The sequence below is a fragment of the Nonomuraea sp. NPDC049480 genome (assembly GCF_044465905.1).
Lineage (GTDB): Bacteria > Actinomycetota > Actinomycetes > Streptosporangiales > Streptosporangiaceae > Nonomuraea.
Window position 1 is genome coordinate 206,269 of record NZ_JBITMD010000017.1, and the last position, 18,912, is coordinate 225,180.

The 18,912-nt window shown below is 72.8% G+C and carries 19 protein-coding genes; 11 read left to right on the top strand and 8 right to left on the bottom strand.

Features of this window, described 5'->3' with window-relative positions:
- Window positions 1–16: 16 nt before the first annotated feature.
- The gene (locus tag ACIBX3_RS39025) at window positions 17–493 is read right to left on the bottom strand and encodes a MarR family winged helix-turn-helix transcriptional regulator (protein ID WP_397125573.1); all 477 of its coding nucleotides are present in this window, start codon (window positions 491–493) and stop codon (window positions 17–19) included.
- A 158-nt stretch (window positions 494–651) separates the two neighbouring features.
- On the opposite strand from ACIBX3_RS39025, the gene ACIBX3_RS39030 reads away from it, so the two are divergent.
- The 6 genes from ACIBX3_RS39030 (at window position 652) to ACIBX3_RS39055 (ending at window position 6,494) form a co-directional block, all read left to right on the top strand.
- A complete protein-coding gene (locus ACIBX3_RS39030; RefSeq protein WP_397125574.1) occupies window positions 652–2,127 on the top strand; it encodes an aldehyde dehydrogenase family protein in 1,476 nt (491 codons plus the stop codon).
- 28 nt (window positions 2,128–2,155) lie between these two features.
- Window positions 2,156–3,259 (top strand): NAD(P)-dependent alcohol dehydrogenase, encoded by a 1,104-nt coding sequence (locus ACIBX3_RS39035; RefSeq protein ID WP_397125575.1) that lies wholly within the window; start codon window positions 2,156–2,158, stop codon window positions 3,257–3,259.
- A 97-nt stretch (window positions 3,260–3,356) separates the two neighbouring features.
- Window positions 3,357–4,415, top strand: a complete 1,059-nt coding sequence (locus ACIBX3_RS39040) for a Rieske 2Fe-2S domain-containing protein (RefSeq protein WP_397125576.1) — start codon at window positions 3,357–3,359, stop codon at window positions 4,413–4,415.
- Window positions 4,412–4,639: a hypothetical protein gene (locus ACIBX3_RS39045; protein ID WP_397125577.1), complete on the top strand. Its 228-nt coding sequence runs from the start codon at window positions 4,412–4,414 to the stop codon at window positions 4,637–4,639. Before ACIBX3_RS39040 ends, ACIBX3_RS39045 begins: the two co-directional genes overlap by 4 nt.
- On the top strand, window positions 4,636–5,619 hold the full coding sequence (locus tag ACIBX3_RS39050) for a PDR/VanB family oxidoreductase (RefSeq protein ID WP_397125578.1): 984 nt from the start codon (window positions 4,636–4,638) through the stop codon (window positions 5,617–5,619). Before ACIBX3_RS39045 ends, ACIBX3_RS39050 begins: the two co-directional genes overlap by 4 nt.
- Window positions 5,620–5,636: 17 nt before the next feature.
- Window positions 5,637–6,494 (top strand): IclR family transcriptional regulator, encoded by an 858-nt coding sequence (locus tag ACIBX3_RS39055; protein ID WP_397125579.1) that lies wholly within the window; start codon window positions 5,637–5,639, stop codon window positions 6,492–6,494.
- 66 nt (window positions 6,495–6,560) lie between these two features.
- Here the strand turns inward: ACIBX3_RS39055 and ACIBX3_RS39060 are convergent, their stop codons facing one another.
- The gene (locus tag ACIBX3_RS39060; RefSeq protein ID WP_397125580.1) at window positions 6,561–7,931 is read right to left on the bottom strand and encodes an acyltransferase; all 1,371 of its coding nucleotides are present in this window, start codon (window positions 7,929–7,931) and stop codon (window positions 6,561–6,563) included.
- A 150-nt stretch (window positions 7,932–8,081) separates the two neighbouring features.
- Between ACIBX3_RS39060 and ACIBX3_RS39065 the strand changes: the two genes are divergently transcribed.
- Both ACIBX3_RS39065 and ACIBX3_RS39070 read left to right on the top strand, forming a co-directional pair.
- Window positions 8,082–8,531, top strand: a complete 450-nt coding sequence (locus ACIBX3_RS39065) for a PPC domain-containing DNA-binding protein (protein ID WP_397125581.1) — start codon at window positions 8,082–8,084, stop codon at window positions 8,529–8,531.
- Between the two features lie 17 nt (window positions 8,532–8,548).
- On the top strand, window positions 8,549–9,376 hold the full coding sequence (locus tag ACIBX3_RS39070; RefSeq protein ID WP_397125582.1) for a phosphoribosyltransferase: 828 nt from the start codon (window positions 8,549–8,551) through the stop codon (window positions 9,374–9,376).
- Window positions 9,377–9,434: 58 nt separating this feature from the next.
- Here ACIBX3_RS39070 and ACIBX3_RS39075 read toward each other — a convergent pair whose 3' ends face one another.
- The 5 genes from ACIBX3_RS39075 to ACIBX3_RS39095 are packed head-to-tail and all read right to left on the bottom strand — an operon-like array spanning window position 9,435 to window position 14,820.
- Complete coding sequence (locus ACIBX3_RS39075) at window positions 9,435–10,448, bottom strand: ABC transporter ATP-binding protein (RefSeq protein WP_397125583.1); 1,014 nt, start codon at window positions 10,446–10,448, stop codon at window positions 9,435–9,437.
- On the bottom strand, window positions 10,441–11,418 hold the full coding sequence (locus tag ACIBX3_RS39080) for an ABC transporter ATP-binding protein (protein ID WP_397125584.1): 978 nt from the start codon (window positions 11,416–11,418) through the stop codon (window positions 10,441–10,443). Before ACIBX3_RS39080 ends, ACIBX3_RS39075 begins: the two co-directional genes overlap by 8 nt.
- Window positions 11,415–12,326, bottom strand: a complete 912-nt coding sequence (locus ACIBX3_RS39085) for an ABC transporter permease (protein WP_397125585.1) — start codon at window positions 12,324–12,326, stop codon at window positions 11,415–11,417. Before ACIBX3_RS39085 ends, ACIBX3_RS39080 begins: the two co-directional genes overlap by 4 nt.
- Entirely contained in the window at window positions 12,323–13,249 is a 927-nt protein-coding gene (locus ACIBX3_RS39090; protein WP_397125586.1) for an ABC transporter permease, read from the bottom strand. Before ACIBX3_RS39090 ends, ACIBX3_RS39085 begins: the two co-directional genes overlap by 4 nt.
- 11 nt (window positions 13,250–13,260) lie before the next feature.
- Window positions 13,261–14,820: an ABC transporter substrate-binding protein gene (locus tag ACIBX3_RS39095; protein WP_397125587.1), complete on the bottom strand. Its 1,560-nt coding sequence runs from the start codon at window positions 14,818–14,820 to the stop codon at window positions 13,261–13,263.
- Window positions 14,821–15,070: 250 nt separating this feature from the next.
- On the opposite strand from ACIBX3_RS39095, the gene ACIBX3_RS39100 reads away from it, so the two are divergent.
- From ACIBX3_RS39100 to ACIBX3_RS39110, 3 genes are all read left to right on the top strand, one after another.
- Window positions 15,071–15,847, top strand: a complete 777-nt coding sequence (locus ACIBX3_RS39100) for an IclR family transcriptional regulator (protein WP_397125588.1) — start codon at window positions 15,071–15,073, stop codon at window positions 15,845–15,847.
- Window positions 15,848–15,911: 64 nt separating this feature from the next.
- Complete coding sequence (locus ACIBX3_RS39105; protein WP_397125589.1) at window positions 15,912–16,538, top strand: TetR/AcrR family transcriptional regulator; 627 nt, start codon at window positions 15,912–15,914, stop codon at window positions 16,536–16,538.
- Window positions 16,535–18,142, top strand: a complete 1,608-nt coding sequence (locus ACIBX3_RS39110) for a CocE/NonD family hydrolase (RefSeq protein WP_397125590.1) — start codon at window positions 16,535–16,537, stop codon at window positions 18,140–18,142. Before ACIBX3_RS39105 ends, ACIBX3_RS39110 begins: the two co-directional genes overlap by 4 nt.
- Before the next feature lie 11 nt (window positions 18,143–18,153).
- Here ACIBX3_RS39110 and ACIBX3_RS39115 read toward each other — a convergent pair whose 3' ends face one another.
- A complete protein-coding gene (locus tag ACIBX3_RS39115; protein WP_397125591.1) occupies window positions 18,154–18,912 on the bottom strand; it encodes a sulfite exporter TauE/SafE family protein in 759 nt (252 codons plus the stop codon).

The following is an 18,912-nucleotide window of genomic DNA, read 5'->3' on the forward strand; positions in this document are numbered from 1 at the left end:
CCCGGGCCGGCCTGCATCAGTGGGGCGGGATGTCGGACAGGGCCGTCCGGCAGCGGTTGAGGTAGGCCTCCAGGTCGCGCCGCTGCCGGTGGGTGAGGCCGGAGAGCATGCGCTCCTCCAGGTCGTCCATCGCCGCGTCGTAGGTCGCGAGCAGCTCGCGGCCGGCGTCGGTGAGGCTGATCAGCATGGCGCGCCGGTTCTCCGGGTCGCGGCGGCGGCTGATCAGGCCGCGCCGCTCGAGCGAGGTGATCATGTCGGCCATGGACTGGGCCGTGACGAAGGAGTTGCGGGCCAGCTGAGCGGAGCTGAGCCCGTCCCTGCGGCGCAACACGGTGAGCGCGGTGTACTGCAGGGCGGTGATGCCGGCCGGCCTGAGCAACTCGTCCATGTGTGATCGCGCGGCGAGCTCGACCTGTTTCACGACGTACATCAATGACGGGCCCCGGGTCGCGACCTCCGTGGATCCGGCGCCGCCGTCCGCGGTCTGCACCACGTTCTCTCCTTGTCTCGACAATCAGACTTCCTGATTATGCAACACCCTCTTGCGCTCGCCGCCATATGGGCGTAATTATCAGGAAACCTGTTGGTCGCGGCGGCGTGACCAGGATTAACGCGGTGCGGTGTCGACCGTACTGGGAAGGCGAGCGGGCCATGACCGACTCCGTGGCACAGAACGTCCCGACCGTAGCCCGGCCGCACGTCGAGCCGGGCAAGCTCTTCATCGGCGGAGAATGGTGCGAGGCGAACGCCAAGGGCAGGCGGGACGTCACCGACCCGTCCACCGGGAAGGTGTTCACGACCGTCGCCGAGGCCGACGCCTCCGACGTGGACGCGGGCGTCAAGGCGGGGCGCGAGGCGTTCGGCGCGTGGTCGCAGACGGCCGGCCGCGAGCGGGCGCGCATCCTGCACCGCGTCGCGGACATCATCCGCAGGCGCGAGGACGAGATCGTCGCGGTGGAGAGCGCCGACGTCGGCAAGCCGGTGAGCCTGTGCCGCGCCGTGGACGTCGCCACGGCCGCCGAGGTCTACGAGTACTACTCGGGCCTCGCGCAGAGCATCCAGGGCGCGACCCGGCACATCCCGATCCCGTCGCACGCCTACACCCGGCGCGAGCCGCTCGGCGTGGTCGGCGCGATCACCCCCTTCAACTTCCCGCTGATCCTCAGCAGCTCGAAGATCGCCCCGGCGCTCGCCGCGGGCAACGTCGTGGTGCACAAGCCGGCGGAGGACACCCCGCTCAGCGCCCTGCTGATGGCGGAGATCCTGGCCGAGGCCGGCGTGCCGGACGGCGTGCTGAACGTGGTCACCGGCGGCGCGGAGGCAGGAAAGGCGCTGCTGCGCCACCCGGGCGTCGACAAGATCGCCTTCACCGGCTCGACCCAGATCGGGCGGTACGCGGCGGGCACGGCGGGAGAGGCGCTCAAGCCCGTCACCATGGAGCTGGGCGGCAACGCCGCGCAGATCGTGTTCGAGGACGCCGACCTCGAGAAGGCCATCGGCTCGGTCATCAAGGCCTTCGTCTTCAACACCGGCCAGTTCTGCATGGGCGGTCCGCGCCTGCTCGTCCACCGCTCCCTGCACGACACCGTCCTGGAGATCCTGTCGGGGGCCGTCGCCGGAGTGCCGGTCGGCGACCCCTTCGACCCGGCCACCGTCATCGGCCCCATGGCCGCCGAGCGGCATCTCGCCAAGGTCGAGGACTACGTGCGCCTCGCCAAGGAAGAGGGCGGCCGGATCGTCACCGGCGGCGAGCGCCTGGATCTCGGCGGCGGCTACTACTACCGGCCGACCGTCATCGCCGGCCTGGAGGACGACTCCCGCGTCGTGCAGGAGGAGATCTTCGGCCCCGTCCTGACCGTCCAGCCCTTCGACACCGAGGACGAGGCCGTGGCCAGGGCCAACGGCACCCCTTACGGGCTCGCCGCGGGCCTGCAGACCCAGGACCTGGCCCGCGCCCACCGCGTGGCCGCGCGGCTGGAGGCCGGCATCGTCTGGGTGAACGACTGGGCGATGCTCGACCCGGCGATCCCCTTCGGCGGCGTCAAGCAGTCCGGCTACGGGCGGGAGTACGGGCCCGAGGCGCTGGAGTCCTACACCCGTGTCAAGTCCGTCGTCATCGCCCTCTGAGCCGTCGTCGCCCCCTGAAAGGAACACCATGACCACCACTTCAGCGGCCGTCGTCGAGTCCGCGGGCGCGGGCTTCGAGCTGAGCGACGTCGAGCTGGCGGAGCCGCGCCCGGACGAGGTGCTGGTCCGGATGGTCGCCGCCGGGATCTGCCACACCGACCTGGGCGTCGCCGCCGGCGGCCTGCCGTTCCCGCTGCCCGGAGTCCTCGGCCACGAGGGCGCGGGCGTCGTGGAGGCGGTGGGCTCGGCGGTGACCCGGGTCAGCCCGGGTGACCAGGTGCTGCTCTCCTTCACCTCGTGCGGGAGGTGCGCCAACTGCCGCGACGGGCACCCCGCGTACTGCGCGGCCTGGCTGCCGCTCAACCTGCTCGGCGGCGCCCGCGCGGACGGCTCGCCCACCGTGACCAGGGGCGGCGCGGCGATCGGCGGGCACTTCTTCGGCCAGTCCTCCTTCGCCAGGCATGCCCTGGTCGACGAGCGCAGCCTGGTCAAGGTGGCCGCCGACGCGCCGCTCGACCTGCTGGCGCCGCTCGGCTGCGGCGTGCAGACCGGCGCCGGGGCGGTATGGAATGTCCTGCGCCCCCGCCCCGGCGCCACCCTCGTCGTGACCGGAGCCGGCGCGGTCGGCCTGTCCGCGATCATGGCGGCCAAGCTCACCCCGGCCACCCGCGTCATCGCGGTCGACCGCCTCCCGGCTCGGCTCGACCTGGCCCGCGAGCTCGGCGCCACGCACACCGTGGACACCACCACGGACGACCTCGCCGAGGCGATCGCCGACCTCACCGGCGGCCAGGGCGCCGACGGCGTGGTGGAGACGACCGGCAACCTGGCGGTCGCGGGCGCCGCCGTCGGCGTCCTGGCCGCCCGTGGCACCGCCGTGCTGGTGGGCGCCCCGCCGTTCGGCTCCGCCATCCCGGTGGACGTCAACTTCATGCTGCCGGGCCGCAGGGTGGTGGGCCTGACCCTGGGCGACAGCGAGACCGAGTCGCTGATCCCGGTCCTCGCGCAGCTCGTGTCCGACGGGCGCCTGCCGATCGGCCGCCTGATCAGGCACTACAAGTTCGAGGAGATCGGGCGCGCGGTGCAGGACATCGCCTCCGGCGGCACGATCAAGCCGGTCCTGCGGTTCTAGGGATTCGTTTTCCGGCATCCGGGAAACGGCGTTCCGCCGGCCACGTGACCGAGGCCACCATCGTTTCATCCCCCCGGACTATCGAAGGAGCCGACCGATGTCGAGCATCCCCCGCGATCAGTGGTACGTGGCCGCGTACGGGCACGAGATCGGCCAGGAGCTGTTCAGCCGTACCGTCTGCGGTGAGTCGATCCTGTTCTGGCGCACCCGCGCCGGGACCGTCACCGCCATGTCGGACCGCTGCGTGCACCGCCGTTTCCCGCTCTCCGAGGCGCCCACCCGGCTGGTCGAGGACCAGGTGGTGTGCGGCTACCACGGCTTCACCTACGGCGCCGACGGCGTCTGCGTGGCCGTCCCCGGCCAGACCCGGGTGCCGCGTACCGCGCGGCTGAAGAGCTACCCGGTCGTCGAGCAGGACTCCTTCGTCTGGGTCTGGATCGGGGACCCGGCCAAGGCCGACGCCACCCGGATCCCGCGGGCGCCCTGGCTCGTCTCGCCCGGCTACACCACCGTGTGCGGGATGGAGCCGCTCAAGGCGCGGTTCGAGCTGCTGGTGGACAACCTGCTCGACCTGTCGCACGAGACGTACCTGCACGGCGGCTACATCGGCACCCCCGAGGTGGCCGCCACCCCGATCACCACCGAGGTGGACGAGGAGGCCGGCATCGTCTACGTCAGCCGCCACATGGACGACGCCGAATGCCCGCCCTTCTACGCCAAGTCCACCGGCCTGACCGGGCGCATCATGCGCTGGCAGGACATCGAGTACACGCCGCCGTGCCTGTACAAGCTGCACTCGCGCATCGCCCCGCTCGGCGTGCTGCCGAACGCCGACGGCAGCGACCCGGACGCCTTCCACGTCGAGGTCGTCTACGCCATCACCCCCGAGACCGAGCACACCACCCACGACTTCTGGGCGGTGGCCCGCGACTTCGCCCTGGACGACCAGGGCGTGTCGGACTTCCTGGCCGAGCAGAACCGCACCGTGGTGCTGCAGGACGTGGCCGCGCTGGACGTGCTGGAGCAGGTGATCGCCACCGAACCGGCCGGCTACCAGGAGCTGTCGATCAACATCGACACCGGCGGGCTGGCGGCCCGGCGCCTGCTCGCCAAGCTCGCCGGGCAGAACGTCCCCGCCGCGGCGTCGCGGTCATGACGTCGTTCGAGCCCGTGCGCATGCTCGCCGGCCGCGAGGTGCTCCGGGTGGTGTGGCTGCCGGGCAGCGACCTGCTGATGGGCACCTGCCACTGCGGCGCGACCCACGTGGCCGAGGGCCCGGTCGAGGTGTGGGAGTGGCTGCTCGCCCACCCGGACGGCCACACCGCGCAGGACGTCCCCGGCGGCCCGCCCGTCCTGTCCGGAGCGGGGGCCGCGCGATGACCACGACCACCGAGGGGATCGCGGTGAGCGGCGCCGCCTCCGAGGCCGAGCGCAAGGTCGTCGTCCACGCCCGCGAGTGGGCGGCCGACGGGGTCGTCGCCCTCGACCTGCGCGACCCGGCCGGCGGCGAGCTGCCCGCCTGGACGCCCGGCGCGCACATCGACCTGGCCCTCGCCGACGGCCTCGTGCGCCAGTACTCTCTGTGCGGCGACCCGGCCGACCGCACGACCTGGCGGATCGCCGTCCTGCGCGAGCCGGACGGCCGGGGCGGGTCGGCGTACGTCCACGACGAGCTCCACCCGGGCACCGCGATCCTCATCCGCGGCCCCCGCAACCACTTCCCGCTCCACCCGGCGCCCCGCTACCTGTTCATCGCCGGAGGGATCGGGATCACCCCCATCCTGCCCATGGTCACCGCCGCCGGCGACGCCGAGTGGAGGCTGGTGTACGGCGGCCGTTCGGCCGCGTCCATGGCGTTCGCCCGCGAGCTCCAGGCGGCCCACGGCGACCGGGTGGTCCTGCGGCCGCAGGACGAGCACGGCCTGCTCGACCTCGACCGCCTCCTCGCGGACGAGCACCCGGACACCCTCGTCTACTGCTGCGGCCCCGCCCCGCTGCTGGAGGCCGTCGAGGCACGCTGCGCGGCCCGGCCGCCCGGCACGCTGCACGTGGAGCGTTTCACGCCCAAGGACGCGGGCGAGCCGACGCGGGCGGAGTCGTTCGAGGTCGAGCTGGCCGCCACCGGCCTGGCCCTGACGGTGCCGCCGGAGCGGTCGATCCTCGAGGTCGTGGAGGAGGCCGGCGTGCAGATCCTGTCCTCCTGCCGCGAGGGCACCTGCGGCACCTGCGAGACCGCCGTGCTCGCCGGCGAGGTCGACCACCGCGACTCGCTCCTCACCCCGGACGAGCGGGCGGCCAACGACACCATGTTCGTCTGCGTCTCCCGCGCCGCCTGTCCCAAACTGGTCCTCGACCTCTGACCCTCCAGGAGCCGTCGATGCAGATGCCCGCGCCCCGGCAAGCGGCCGAGCGGACCGGCCCGGTCGTGGCCCGGGCGCTGCAACTCCTCGCCGCGTTCACCCCCGACCGGCCCGCGCTGACGCTCAGCGAGCTGTCCCGCCGCTCCGGGCTGCCCGTCTCCACCGCGCACCGGCTGGCGGCGGACCTGGTGGCCTGGGGCGCGCTGGAACGCGACGTGGCCGGCTGCTACCACATCGGGCTGCGCCTGTGGGAGATCGGCTCGCTCGCCCCGCGCGGGCTGGGGCTGCGCGAGGCCGCCCTGCCGTACCTGGAGGACCTGTCGCAGGTCACCCGGGAGAACGTGCAACTCGCGGTGCGGGAGGGCACCGAGGTGGTGTTCGTCGAGCGGATCGCCGGCAGCGGCGCCGTGCCGGTGCTCACCCGGGTCGGCGGCCGCTTCGCGCTCACCGCGACCGGCGTCGGGCTCGTCCTGCTCGCATACGCGCCCGTCGAGGTGCAGGAACAGGTCCTCACCGGCCCCGTCACCCGCTACACGCCACGCACCATGACCGCCCCGCAGCAGATCCGCGCCGCGCTCGCCGACACCCGCGCCCGCGGCTACGCGATCAGCGACCGCCAGGTCACCATGGACGCCGTGTCCGTCGCCGCGCCCATCCATGACGCGCAGGGCGAGGTCGTGGCCGCGGTGTCCCTGGTGGTGCACCACGGCGGTCCCTCACTCCACGCGCTCGCCACCCTCCTGCGCACCAGCGCCCGCGCCATCTCCCGCGCCCTCCCACTGCTCGCGCCCCGGCCGCACGCGGGCTCGCGATCCGCGGGGTCACCGATGAGTTCGCCACCGGCGGCGGATCAGACCGGGCAGGACCGCGCATGAGGAGCACGCCGTGTCGCCCGAGGAACTGTTCCGGCGCGGGGGGTGATGCCGACGACGAGTAACGGCTCAGCCTTCCCGATGCCCCGGCAGACCCCGCCGGGGCACGATCATGCACCGCCACCGGGTGAAACGCAGAATCCCGGCGCCGGCGAAGTAAACGATCAAGGCAGGGACGGGCAGGCCGGTGACGCCGTGGTCTCCCGGGCCGGCCGTCGCGACGCCGAGGAGCCCGGCCAGCACGACGCCCATGCCTGCGAACGTGAGCACGCCTGCCGTCACCCCCACCGCGGCTCCCGGCGCCGGGCTCGGACCGGAGCGCCGCTCCACCGGCCCGAACACCACGACCAGCACGCCGAGAATCACCGCCAGCACGACGAGCCAGGGCACCCGCAGCAGCACCCACAGAGGTGTCCCCGGCGGCGGGTCCGGCAGCCACCCGGCCGGGTACAGCGCCAGCACGCCGAGCACGGCGGCGGTCATGTGCCACAGGAACAGCGTCATGATCACCGAGTTGACCGCGACGACGACGGTCCACGGGCGCAGCCGCCGCAGCCACCGGCAGGCCGGGTCATGGACCGCCAGGGCCAGCCCCGCCTGCGTCGCGGCCAGCGCCAGCAGCGCCAGCGTGGGCGGTGAGGTGTTCTGGATCTCCTGCCCCGCCAGCCCGACCATGCTGATCGGATACGGGCCGGGCACGGTGAGCACCACCAGGGCGGCCAGTCCCGCGAACGCCAGCGGCAGACCGGCCCGCGGCCGGGCCGGCAGACGGCCGTCCTGCCAGGCGAAGCCGAGCTGATGAACGGCCAGCCAGGCGAACAGGAAGTTGGCCGACCCCACCGCGGGGAGCCACCCCGTCAGCCGTGCCGCGTCGCCCAGGCCGACCAGGACGGCCAGCGCGACCGGCACCGCCAGGCCGAATCGGCGGTGCAGGGCGTGCATCGGCGGGGTGAGGGTCACCGCCGCCAGGTACGCGACCAGGAACCACAGCGGGATCCCCGCCAGCCACACCGCGGCGCCGACCAGCCCGGGATCGGCGCCCGCGGCCCGCGCGAGCAGCGCGGCACCCGCCAGGACGGCCAGCAGCACGGTGGTGGGGCGCAGGAGCCGGTCGGTACGGCGCAGCGTCCAGGCGGCCGCATCGCCGCCGCGGTCCCGGCAGGCGGCCAGCGAGGCGGCGTTGGCGTACCCGCCGACCAGGAAGAACACCGGCATGACCTGGAACAGCCAGGTCAGCGGGCGCGTCCACGGCACCAGCTCCAGCACGTTGCCGCCCCGCGGGCCCCCGTCGTAGGTCACGTGCACCGCCAGCCAGTGGCCGGCGACCACGGCCGTGATCGCGATGGCGCGGAGCAGGTCGATGTGGCGGTCCCGATGCTCCGGCGTACGCTCGGCCAGCCGCCGAAGCTCCCGCAGCGCGCGTAGCGGAGGCAGACTCATGACACCGTCACCGGGCCCACCGGCAACGACCCCTCCCCGACCTCGGTTGACGCCTCTCGAGAGCGTCTACCCGGGCAGCGGCCGGCCTATCCCCGCGGGGAAGGTCCGGGACGGATGTTGGCTTCTCCGGCCCCTGGGCAGAGTGGCGTTATGCGCGCTACACAACTTTCCACCGACGAGGAGCACAGCTATGCCGTGATCATGGAGGACGGCGACGAGGTGGTGGACGGGCTGACCCGGTGGGCGGAGAAGCACGGCATCCGGGCCGCGCGGCTCACCGGCATCGGCGGGTTCCGGCGCGTCCTCCTGGGCTTCTTCGACCCCTCGACCAGGGACTTCCGGCGGATCCCGGTGGATCGGCAGACCGAGGTGCTGGCCCTGGTCGGCGATTTCGCCATGGCCGACGACGGCAAGCGGCCGGAGTTGCACGCCCACGTCGTCGTCGGGCTGCCGGACGGCGCCACGCGCGGCGGCCACCTGCTCGAGGGGGAGGTGTGGCCCACCCTGGAGGTGATCGTCACCCAGTCGCCCCGCTACCTGCGCCGCCGCCACGATCCGCGCACCGGGCTGACCCTCATCGACCTCGACGCGGGTGCCTGACCTGGAGGTGATCGAGCATGTTCGCCCACCGTACGGAGGCGGGCCGCCGGCTGTCCGCCCGGCTCCGGCATCTGCGTGATCAGGACGTCGTGGTCCTCGGGCTGCCGCGGGGCGGCGTGGTGGTCGCCTACGAGGCCGCTTTGGCGCTGGGGGCGCCGCTGGACGTCATCCTGGTGCGCAAACTGGGCGTGCCGATCCAGCCGGAGCTGGGGTTCGGGGCCATCGGCGAGGACGGCGTACGCGTCATCAACCCGGCGGTGGTCGAGGCCGCACGGGTGAGCGCCGACGACATGGAACAGGTGGAGGAGCACGAGCGGGAGGTGCTCCGGCGTCGCGCCGAGCAGGTGCGCGCCGGGCGGCCGAAGATCTCCCTGGCCGGGCGGACCGCCGTCATCGTGGACGACGGGATCGCCACCGGATCGACCGCCCGCGCGGCGTGCCAGGTCGCCCGGGCCCAGGGCGCCGCCCGCGTCGTCCTGGCCGCGCCGGTGTGCCCGCCCGAGGCCGCCGAACGGCTGCGCGGCGACGCCGACGAGGTCATCTGCCTGGAAACGCCCGTGGACCTGGGCGGGATCGGCCTGTGGTACCACGACTTCCGCCAGGTCGGCGACGCCGAGGTGACGGACCTCCTGCGCCGCGCCGACAGCCGGCCGGACGGAGAGCGGCACGCCGGCGACCGGGGGGATCCGGAGCAGCACCCGGGCGATCGGCCGGTCCCGGAGCAGCACCCGGGCGATGGGCCGGTCCCGGAGCAGCGCCGGAGCGATCAGCCCGTTCCGGAGCAGGGCTCCGGCGAGCGCTCCGGCCCCGGCCGCCGTGCTCGCGCACGGCAGCGGCCGCGATAGCCGGCAGCGCTACGCCGATCGCGCTCGGCCAGGGCCGGACCTGGCCGAGCGCGGAGCCCTATGACTTCTCCAGCGGGAAGTGGCACGCGGCCGCGTGCGCGGGCTCCTCTCCGGACGGTTCCAGGGGCGGCACCTCGTGGGCGCAGAGGTCCTGGGCCTGCCAGCAGCGGGTACGGAACCGGCACCCCGACGGCGGGTCGAGCGGGGAGGGCACCTCACCCTTGAGCAGGATCCGCTCGGTCCGCGCCCCCGGCGTGACGTCCAGCACCGGCGCCGCGGACATCAGCGCGGCCGTGTACGGATGGCGCGGCCGGTCGAACACCTGCCGCGTCGGCCCCGTCTCCACGATCTTGCCGAGATACATGACCGAGACCCGGTCGGCGACGTGCCGGACGACGGACAGGTCGTGGGAGATGAACACGTACGACACCCCCAGCCGCGCCTGCAGGTCGGTGAGCAGGTTGAGCACCTGCGCCTGGACCGACAGGTCGAGCGCCGACACGGGCTCGTCGCACACGATGACGTCCGGTTCGAGCGCGAGCGCCCTGGCGATCCCCAGCCGCTGGCGCTGCCCGCCGGAGAACTCCTGCGGGAACCGGCGGGCGTCGCCCGCCCGCAGCCCCACCATCTCCAGCAGCTCGGCCACCCGCTTGCCGCGCTCCTTGGCCGGCACCAGGTCGCGGTGCGTCCGCCACGGCTCGGAGACGATGTCCTCGGCGCACAGCCGCGCGTTCAGCGACGCGAACGGGTCCTGGAACACCATCTGCACCCGGCGCCGCCACTTGAGCAGTTCCTTGCCGCGCAGCCCGAACGGGTCCGTACCCTCGAACCTGACGTGCCCCTGGTCCGGGCGCTCCAGCATGAGCAGCACCCGGGCGAGGGTCGACTTGCCGCAGCCGGACTCCCCGACCAGCCCCAGCGTCTCGCCGCGGGCCAGCCGCAGGTCGACGCCGTCGAGCGCGCGCAGCCGCTTGCGGCCGGCCACATGGAAGGTCTTGCTCACCCCCGCCACGTCCAGCAGCGGAACGTCCGCCTCCTTCGCGGCGAGCGCCGTCGTGGCCGGCTCAGTCATCGGTCAGCTCCCTCCAGTGGTGACACGCGGACAGGCGCCCGGGCCCGGACTCGACCAGGACGGGGCGCTCCTCCGCACACACGTCCGAGGCCATCGGGCAGCGCGCGCGGAACGCGCAGCCCGAGGGCACCGCGTGCAGATCGGGCGGGCTGCCCGGGATGGACTTGAGGGTGACGCCGCGCGCGACCTCGGCCGGCACCGAGTCGAGCAGCCCCCGGGTGTACGGGTGGCGCGGCTTCGCGAACACGTCCGCGACCCGGCCCGTCTCGACGATGGCGCCCGCGTACATGACGGCCACGTGGTCGGCCTGCTCGGCCACCACCGCGAGGTCGTGCGTGATGAGGATCAGCGCCGTCTGCTGCTCGGTGCGCAGCTCCCGCAGCAGCTCCATGATCTGGGCCTGCACGGTGACGTCGAGCGCCGTGGTGGGCTCGTCCGCGAGCAGCACCTTCGGCTGCAGGGCCACGGCCACCGCGATGAGCAGCCGCTGCCGCATGCCGCCGGAGAACTGGTGCGGATAGGCGCCGGCGCGGGCGCCCGGCTCGGGGATGCCGACCCGTTCCATCAGCTCGACGGCCCGCTCCCGCGCCGCCCGCCGCGACAGGCGCTGGTGGATACGGAAGGGCTCGGCGAGCTGGGCGCCCACCGTCTGGACGGGATTCAGCGCGGTGAGCGCGTCCTGGAACACGATGGACAGGCCGGGTCCGGCCAGCCGCCGCCGCTGCGCCGGCGGCAGGGCGAGGACGTCGGTCCCGTCCAGGCGCACCTCGCCGCCCGCCACGTGCGCGACCGGGTCGAGCAGCCCGACGATGGCCTGCGCCGTCATGCTCTTGCCGCAGCCGGACTCGCCCAGCAGCGCCAGCGTCTCGCCGGAGCGTACGGAGAAGCTGACCTCACGTACGGCGCGGACCGTTCCCGCGGGGGTGCGAATGTCGACCGCCAGCCGGTCCACTTCGAGCACCGGGGTCACGGCTTCACCTCCTTGACACGTCGCGAGCGGGGCAGCGTGAGCCGCCACCGCTGGCCGGGGTCCATGGCCAGCCGCGCCCAGGACGCGAGGACGGTCGCCGACACGGTGGTCACCACGATGGCGAGACCCGGGAAGACGGCGATCCACCAGGCGCTCTGCAGCACCTGCCGCCCCTGGGCGACCATCAGGCCCCAGCTCATGTCCGGCGGCTGGATGCCGATGCCCAGGAAGCTCAGCGACGATTCGGTCAGCATCACGAAACAGAAGTCCAGGGTCGCGACGGTGAACAGGGTGGGCAGCACGGTCGGCGCCACGTGCCTGCCGATGATCGCCCAGCTCCGGGCGCCGAACGTGCGCGCCGCGTCCACGAACAGCCGGCTCTGCAGCTCGGCCGACTCCGCCCGGGCGGCCCGCAGGTAGATCGGGATCCGCGCGATCGCCAGGACGAGGACGATGTTCAGAGCGCTGGGGGAGAAGACGTACAGCACGACCACGGCCAGCAGCAGGGAGGGGAAGCTGAGGATGACGTCGGCGACGCGCATCGACACGCTCTCCCGCCGGCCGCGGTGGTAGCCGGCCCACATGCCCCAGATGGAGCCGACGACGAGGGAGATCAGCACGGCCGGGATCGCGACGGACAGCGTCGTGCGGCTCGCCACGACGAGCCTGGCCAGCAGGCTGCGCCCGAGCGAGTCGCTGCCCAGCGCGAACGCCCAGCCGTCGCCGAAGCTGAACGGCGGCCGGTTGACCGCCCGCAGGTTCTGCTTCACGGCGAGGTCGCCGAGCAGCAGCGGCCCCGCGAGCGCGGAGACGGCCACGACGACCAGGATCACCACCGCCAGGCAGGCGAACTTGTCCCGCAGCAGGAGGCGCCCCCAAGGGGTACGCCGGGTATCGGCGAGGGTCATGCCGTCACCCCCTGGCGTACCCGGGAGTCCAGCAGCGCGTAACAGGCGTCGATGACGATGTTCAACGCGAAGATCGTCACCGCGGTCACCAGGACCGCGGCCTGCAGCACCGCGAAGTCCCGCTGCAGGATCGAGGTGATCATCAGCTTGCCGATGCCCGGCCAGCCGAAGATCGTCTCGACGACCACGGCCCCGTTGACCAGCCCGACGGTGAGGTCGCCGGCCACGGTGAGCGCCGGCGGCGCGGCGTTGCGCAGCGCGTGCCCGAAGACCACCCGGACCTCGCCCGCACCCTTGCTCCGGGCGACCTTGATGTACGGCGCCGACAACGCCGAGACCATCGCCCCGCGCACCACCTGCACGAGCACCCCGAAGGGCCGGATCAGCAGGGTGACCACCGGCAGCACCCACGCCGCCGCGCCCGCCGTGCCCGACGTGGGCAGCCAGCCCAGCGCCACGGCGAAGACCAGGACACCCATGATCGCGAACCAGAAGTCCGGCATGCTCGCCGCGGTCGTCGAGGTGAAGCTCGCGACCCGGTCCGCCACGGAGTTGGGGCGGTAGGCGGCCCAGCTCCCGACGACGACAGCGCCGAGGATCGCCAGGATCATCGTGGCCCCGGCCAGCTGCAGCGTCGCCGGGAACGCCCGCAGCACGGCCGCGGCGGCCGGTTCGGCCGTCCGCAGCGACTCCCCGAAGTCCAGCCGGACCACCTGGGCGAGGTAGTCGCCGAACTGGACGAGCAGGGGCTGGTCGAACCCGTGCCTGGCGGCGAACTCCGCCCGCATCTCCGCGGTGGCGCTGAGCGGCAGGTAGAGATTGGCCGGATCGCCGGTGAGCCGCGCCAGGCAGAACACCCCGAGGACCACGACGACCAGCGGGATCGCGCTGGAGGTGATGCGACGCCGCAGGAAGGTCAGCACACTTGCTCCTCTCAGCCGGCCGGGTGCACGTCGGCGAGGCGCATCTCGTCGTTCGTGGCGGCGTTCGGCTTGTAGGTGACCTTCTTCGACAGGGCGAGGATGCCGGTCATGTGCGCCATGACCGCGTCCCGGACGACCTCCTTGCTCTGGTACTCCAGCGCCTTGGCGAACGCCGCCTGGCGCTCCTCGCCCGACGCCTGCTCGGCGGCGCCGATCAGCTCGTCGAGCTCCTTGGTGCCGTAGCTGCTCTGGGCGCCCTTGGTGCCGTAGATCTGGCCCATCGTGAAGGCCGCGTCACCGGCCTGGTTGCCGTGCTGGGCCTGCAGCAGGGTGGGGCCGGCGTCCTTGGGGAACGGGGCCAGCAGATACTCCAGCCAGGCGTTCACGTCGAGCATCTGGATCTTCACCGAGAGCCCGGCCTCGATCAGCGCGTTCTGCACGACCTCCATCGCCTCGGCGGCCTTGGGGTAGATCCCGTTCCGCCCGATGATCGTGATGGGGGTGTCGGTGGGGACGCCGTCCGCCTTGGCCTCCGCGATCAGCTTCTTGGCCTGAGCCATGTCGAACGGCCACGGCTGGATCGCCGTGTTGTGACCGGTCACTCCTTCCGGCACCAGTTGTCCGGCCGGCTTGCCGAGCCCGGCGAAGACCGAGGCGACGAGCCCGTTCTTGTCGATGGCGTAGTTGATGGCCTGGCGTACGCGGACGTCGTTCAGCGGCGGCTTGGCGGCGTCGATGCGCAGGTAGGAGGTCTCGTTGTTGGGGAACTGCACGGCGCCGTCCCCGGCGCCGTCCTCGGGGGCGAGGCCGATGGCGATGTCCGCCTCGTCGCTCTGGATCATGGCCGCGCGGATGCTGCCCTCGGCGCGCCAGACGTACTCGGCCGCGGCGAACTCGGGCGCCTTGCCCCAGTATCCGGAGAACCGCTCCAGCCGCAGGCTGCGGCCGGTGTCCCACTTGGCGATCTTGTAAGGGCCGGTGCCGACGGGCTCGCGGACCTTGCCGGTCGTGCTCGTCGTGGCCGGCACGATCTCCACGAACGACAGCCGCAGCGGCAGGATCGGGTCCGGCTTGGCCGTCTTCACCTTGAGGGTCGAGGCGTCCGGGGCCGTGGCCGTGAGCTCGATGCCGCCGAAGACGTAGCCGTCCACGTTGCAGTCGATCTTCGAGCCGACGGTCCGGTCGATGGAGAACGCGGCCGCCTTGGCGTCGAACGCGGTGCCGTCGTGGAACTTCACGCCCTGCCGCAGGGTGAAGGTCCACTCGGTGGGCGAGTCCTGCTTCCACTCGGTGGCCAGCGCCGGCTGGAGCTGACCGGTGGCCGGGTCGCGCTCGGTGAGTGCCTCGGTGATGTTGGCCCGGGTGACGCGTCCGGTCGCGGTGAGCGAGGCGTCACACGGCTCCAGCGTCGGGGGCTCCTCTGGCAGCACGATCCGGACAGTGCTCGCCACGTTGCCGCCGGACGAGGGTTCCGGACCGCTGTTCGCGACCGTGCAGGCGCCGGCCGACAGGATGGTGCCGAGCGCCAGCAGGGCAGAGGCCGCCTGGCGGCGGCGCGGGGTGGTGATCATGGTTCCTCCGAAAAATGCCTGCCTCTGATGCCGGGCAGGCGCGTGCGCCGTTCAGCGGCGGGACAGATCCACGTCCCCAGATTCCGTGAACGGTATGACGGGGAAGGCGAGCAGCCCGGATGGGGCGGCGGTGACTCGCCTGGTGGAGAGGGATATCAAGCGCAAACCTCTTGTCTACATATAGAGACACTGGCTATATGTGTAGCCGAGACATTAAGTTGGTGTTTCACCAAACGTCAAGAGGTGGTCGATGACGCAACACCCGCCACACCCGTCCGGTGAGACCACAGGAGGTGTACGCAGCGTCAAGTCGGCCGAGCGGACCATCGCCGTGCTCGAATACCTCAGCGCCACCACGCAGGCGTGCTCGCTGCGTGCGGTGGTCACCGCCCTCGGCATGCCCCGGGCCAGTGGTTACGCGCTGCTCACCACGCTCGTGAACACAGGGTGGGTCGAGAGCGACGACGCCGGCCGTTACCGGATCGGAATCCGCGCGCTCCGCGCCGGCGCGGCGTACGTGGAGCGGGACGACGTCGTCCAGCGGGCACAGTCCGTGATGGCGGAGCTGAACGACGAACTCGGCGAGACCGTGCACCTGGCGCGCCTCGACGGCGCGGAGGTCGTCTATCTGGCCACCAACATCTCCCGGCACTCCCTCACCGTCGTCTCGCGGCCCGGCCGCCGCCTGCCGTCGTGGGCGACCGGGCTCGGCAAGGCGATCCTCGCCGGGCGCCCGTGGGAGGAGGTCGACGAGCTCCTGCCGGACACCCTGGCGTCGCGGACCCCGCATACGATCGTGGACCGGGCGGCGTTGCGGGCGGAGCTGGCGGAGATCCGGCGCCGCGGCCACGCCGTCGACGAGCAGGAGTCGACCGTCGGCCTGCGCTGCTTCGCCGTCGCTCTCGGCTTCGGGCCCGTCCCGAACGAGGCCCTCAGCTGCTCCGTCCCCATCGTCCGCCTCGGCCCTGAGAGGGAGGAGGACATCCTGTCCGCGCTGCTCCGGGCCAGGGAACGCATCATCCGATAGGCGGTCGTTCCTTGGAACAGTTTACGCTTGCTCTTTTATTAACACTTGCCCATTATCTTGGGATATGACGTTCGAGCCGGCGGCGATCGCCCCCGCCCGGGACCGCCGGGTACGCCGCTCGCGAGCCGCTCTCATGCAGGCCACGATCGCCCTGGTGACCGAGCGCGGCACGGCGGCCGTCCCGCTCTCCGAGATCGCCGAGACCGCCGACGTGAGCCGGCAGGTGGTGTACCAGCAGTTCGGCGACCGCGACACGCTGCTGCTCGAAGCCGCGCTCGATCTCGTCCGGCGCGAACTGCTGCCGGAGATCGCGGACGCCGCGGACCTGTCGGCGCGGCAGAACCGGGCGCTGGCCGCGGCGCGGCACTTCGCCGAACATCGTGTGTTCTACCGGGCGGTGCTGACGAGCTCGTGCGCGTTCGGGCTGAACAAGGCGCTGATGGGCCTGTTCCTCCCGCTCAACCGGCAGGTCATCACGCGGCTGCACGGCGAGCGGACGGACCCGGAGCTGTTCGACGACCTCGCCCTGTTCGTGACCGGCGGCGGGGCCGCGTTCATCAACGCCTGGGTGGTGGAGGGCGAAGACCCTCTCGACCCTGAGGAGTTCACCGAGCGGCTCCTGCGGTTGACACCCGTCGTCACCGGCATGCGCCCGCCCATCATCGCGCACGACGAGGAGCAGGGACCGTGAAACTGATCAGCCGTCTCATCGAACGGCGGCTCCAGCTGCCCCCGCCGTCGACCCGGGACCTCGTCGTCCAGCGGGATCTCCGCGTGCCGATGCCCGACGGGACGGACCTGCTGGCGGACCGGTGGGCGCCGCGGGCCGGGGGAGAGGGGCTGCCGACCGCGCTGCTGCGCTGCCCGTACGGCCGCCGGGCCCCACTGGCCTGGGCCATGGCCATGCCGCTGGCCGAACGCGGCTACCAGGTGCTGATCCAGAGCACCCGCGGCGGCTTCGGCTCCGGCGGGACCTTCGACCCCATGCGGCAGGAGCGTGAGGATGGCCTGGCGACCCTCGACTGGGTGGTCAAGCAGCCGTGGTTCGGCGACGCGATCGTGCTGGTCGGCCTGAGTTATCTGGGATACGTCCAGTGGGCCGTCGCCGACCGGCTGCCGCCGCAGGTCAAGGCGATGATCCCGCAGGTGACCGAGTCGGCGCTGACCCTGGAGTTCCTGCGCGAGGACGGCATGTCGCTGGAGACGCCCTTCGGCTGGGGCGTCCTGGTCGCCGGCCAGGAACGCCGCCTGGCGATGCTCCGCCAGCCCGTCCAGGCCCGGCGCACGCGCCGGGCGCTGCGGACGCTGCCGCTGAACCAGGCCGACGTCGCCGCCATCGGCGCACGCTCCGACTACATCCAGGACATCCTCGCCTGCGACGCCGGCGACCCGCGCTGGGAGGGCATGGACCACCGGCACCGGGTCGCCGAGGTGAGCGTGCCGGTCAGCTCGATCGGCGGCTGGTACGACATCTTCCTGCCCGGCCAGCTCCGCGACTTCCAGATCCTTCAGGAGGCCGGACGCCCGGCCCGGCTGACCGTCGGGCCCTGGACGCACCTGAACGGGGACGGCACGGCGCTACGCGAGGCCGTCGAGTTCGGCCTCGCCTGCGCCCGAGGCGAGCAGCCGCCGGAGCGCGCGCCGGTGCGGCTGTACGTGATGGGTGAGGAGGCCTGGCGCGACTTCGACTCCTGGCCGCCCCCCGGCTATCCGGCGCAGCGCTTCCACCTCCACGCCGGAGGAGCGCTGTCCATCGCGCCGCCGACCGTCGAGTCCGCGCCGGACTTGTACCGCTACGACCCCGAGGACCCCACTCCGGCGGTCGCGGGCGTGCGGATGGTGAGCGACAGCGGCCGGGCCGACAACACCGCCCTGGAGGCCCGGCCGGACGTCCTCACCTACACCACCGACGCGCTCGACCGGGACGTCGAGGTCGTCGGCGAGGTCAGCGCCGAGATCTGGTTCCGCTCCAGCCTGCCGCACGCCGACGTGTTCGTCCGGCTCTGCGACGTCGACCCGGGCGGCCGCTCGTTCAACGTGTGCGACGGCCTGACGAGCCTGACCGGCGCCGACGAGACCACCCGCGCCACCGTCCGGCTCTGGCCCACCGCGTACCGCTTCAAGCAGGGCCACCGCATCAGGATCCAGGTCTCCAGCGGCGCCTTCCCGCGGTACGCCCGCAACCCCGGCACCGGCGAGCCCCGCGCCACCGCCACCGCCCTCCGCGCCGCCGACCAGGCGATCTACCACGACCCGAGACATCCCTCAGCGGTGATCCTGCCGACCCGGGGCTGACGATCAGCCGGTCACGTGACCCACAGGCTCGCGGCCAGGCCGAGCCCGGCCAGGGCGATGGCGAAGCGCAGCGGACGCTCCGGCAGCCTCCGGACGATCTTCGGTCCCAGCCAGCTGCCCACCAGGCAGCCGCACGACAACGCGCCCGCGGCCAGCCAGTGCACCGGCGCCAGGAACGCGTACGCGACGGCGGCGGTGATGTTGGCGGCGCCGGTGGCCATGTTCTTGACCGCGTTGGTGACCGCCAGCGGCTCGGTGGCGGCGGCGCAGAGCACGGCCAGCATGATGACGCCCGACGCCGCGCCGAAGTAGCCGCCGTACACGCCGACCAGCGCCACCGCCACGGCCAGCGGCAGGAACGACGCCGAGGACGCCATCCGGGCGGCCCGCGCGTCGGCCAGCCGCCGCAGCGGGTCCCTGGCCAGCAGCAGCGCCGAGCCGAACGCGATGAGCCACGGCGCGGCGACCTCGAACGCCTTGTCCGGCGTGGCCAGCAGCAGCCACGCCCCGGCCGAGCCGCCGATCGCGGCCACGACGACCAGCTTGGCGACCCGCCGCCCGTGGCCGCGCAGCTCCGGCCGCGAGCCCGCCGCCGTGCCGACGGTGGTGGAGAACATCGCCACGGTGTTGGTGACGTTGGCGACGACCGGGGGCAGGCCGAAGGCGAGCAGCGCCGGATAGCTGAACAACGAGGCGAGCCCGCCGATGGAGCCGGCCAGGCCGGAGGCCAGCCCGGCCGTCATCAGCAGGGCCGTGGAGACGAGATCCAA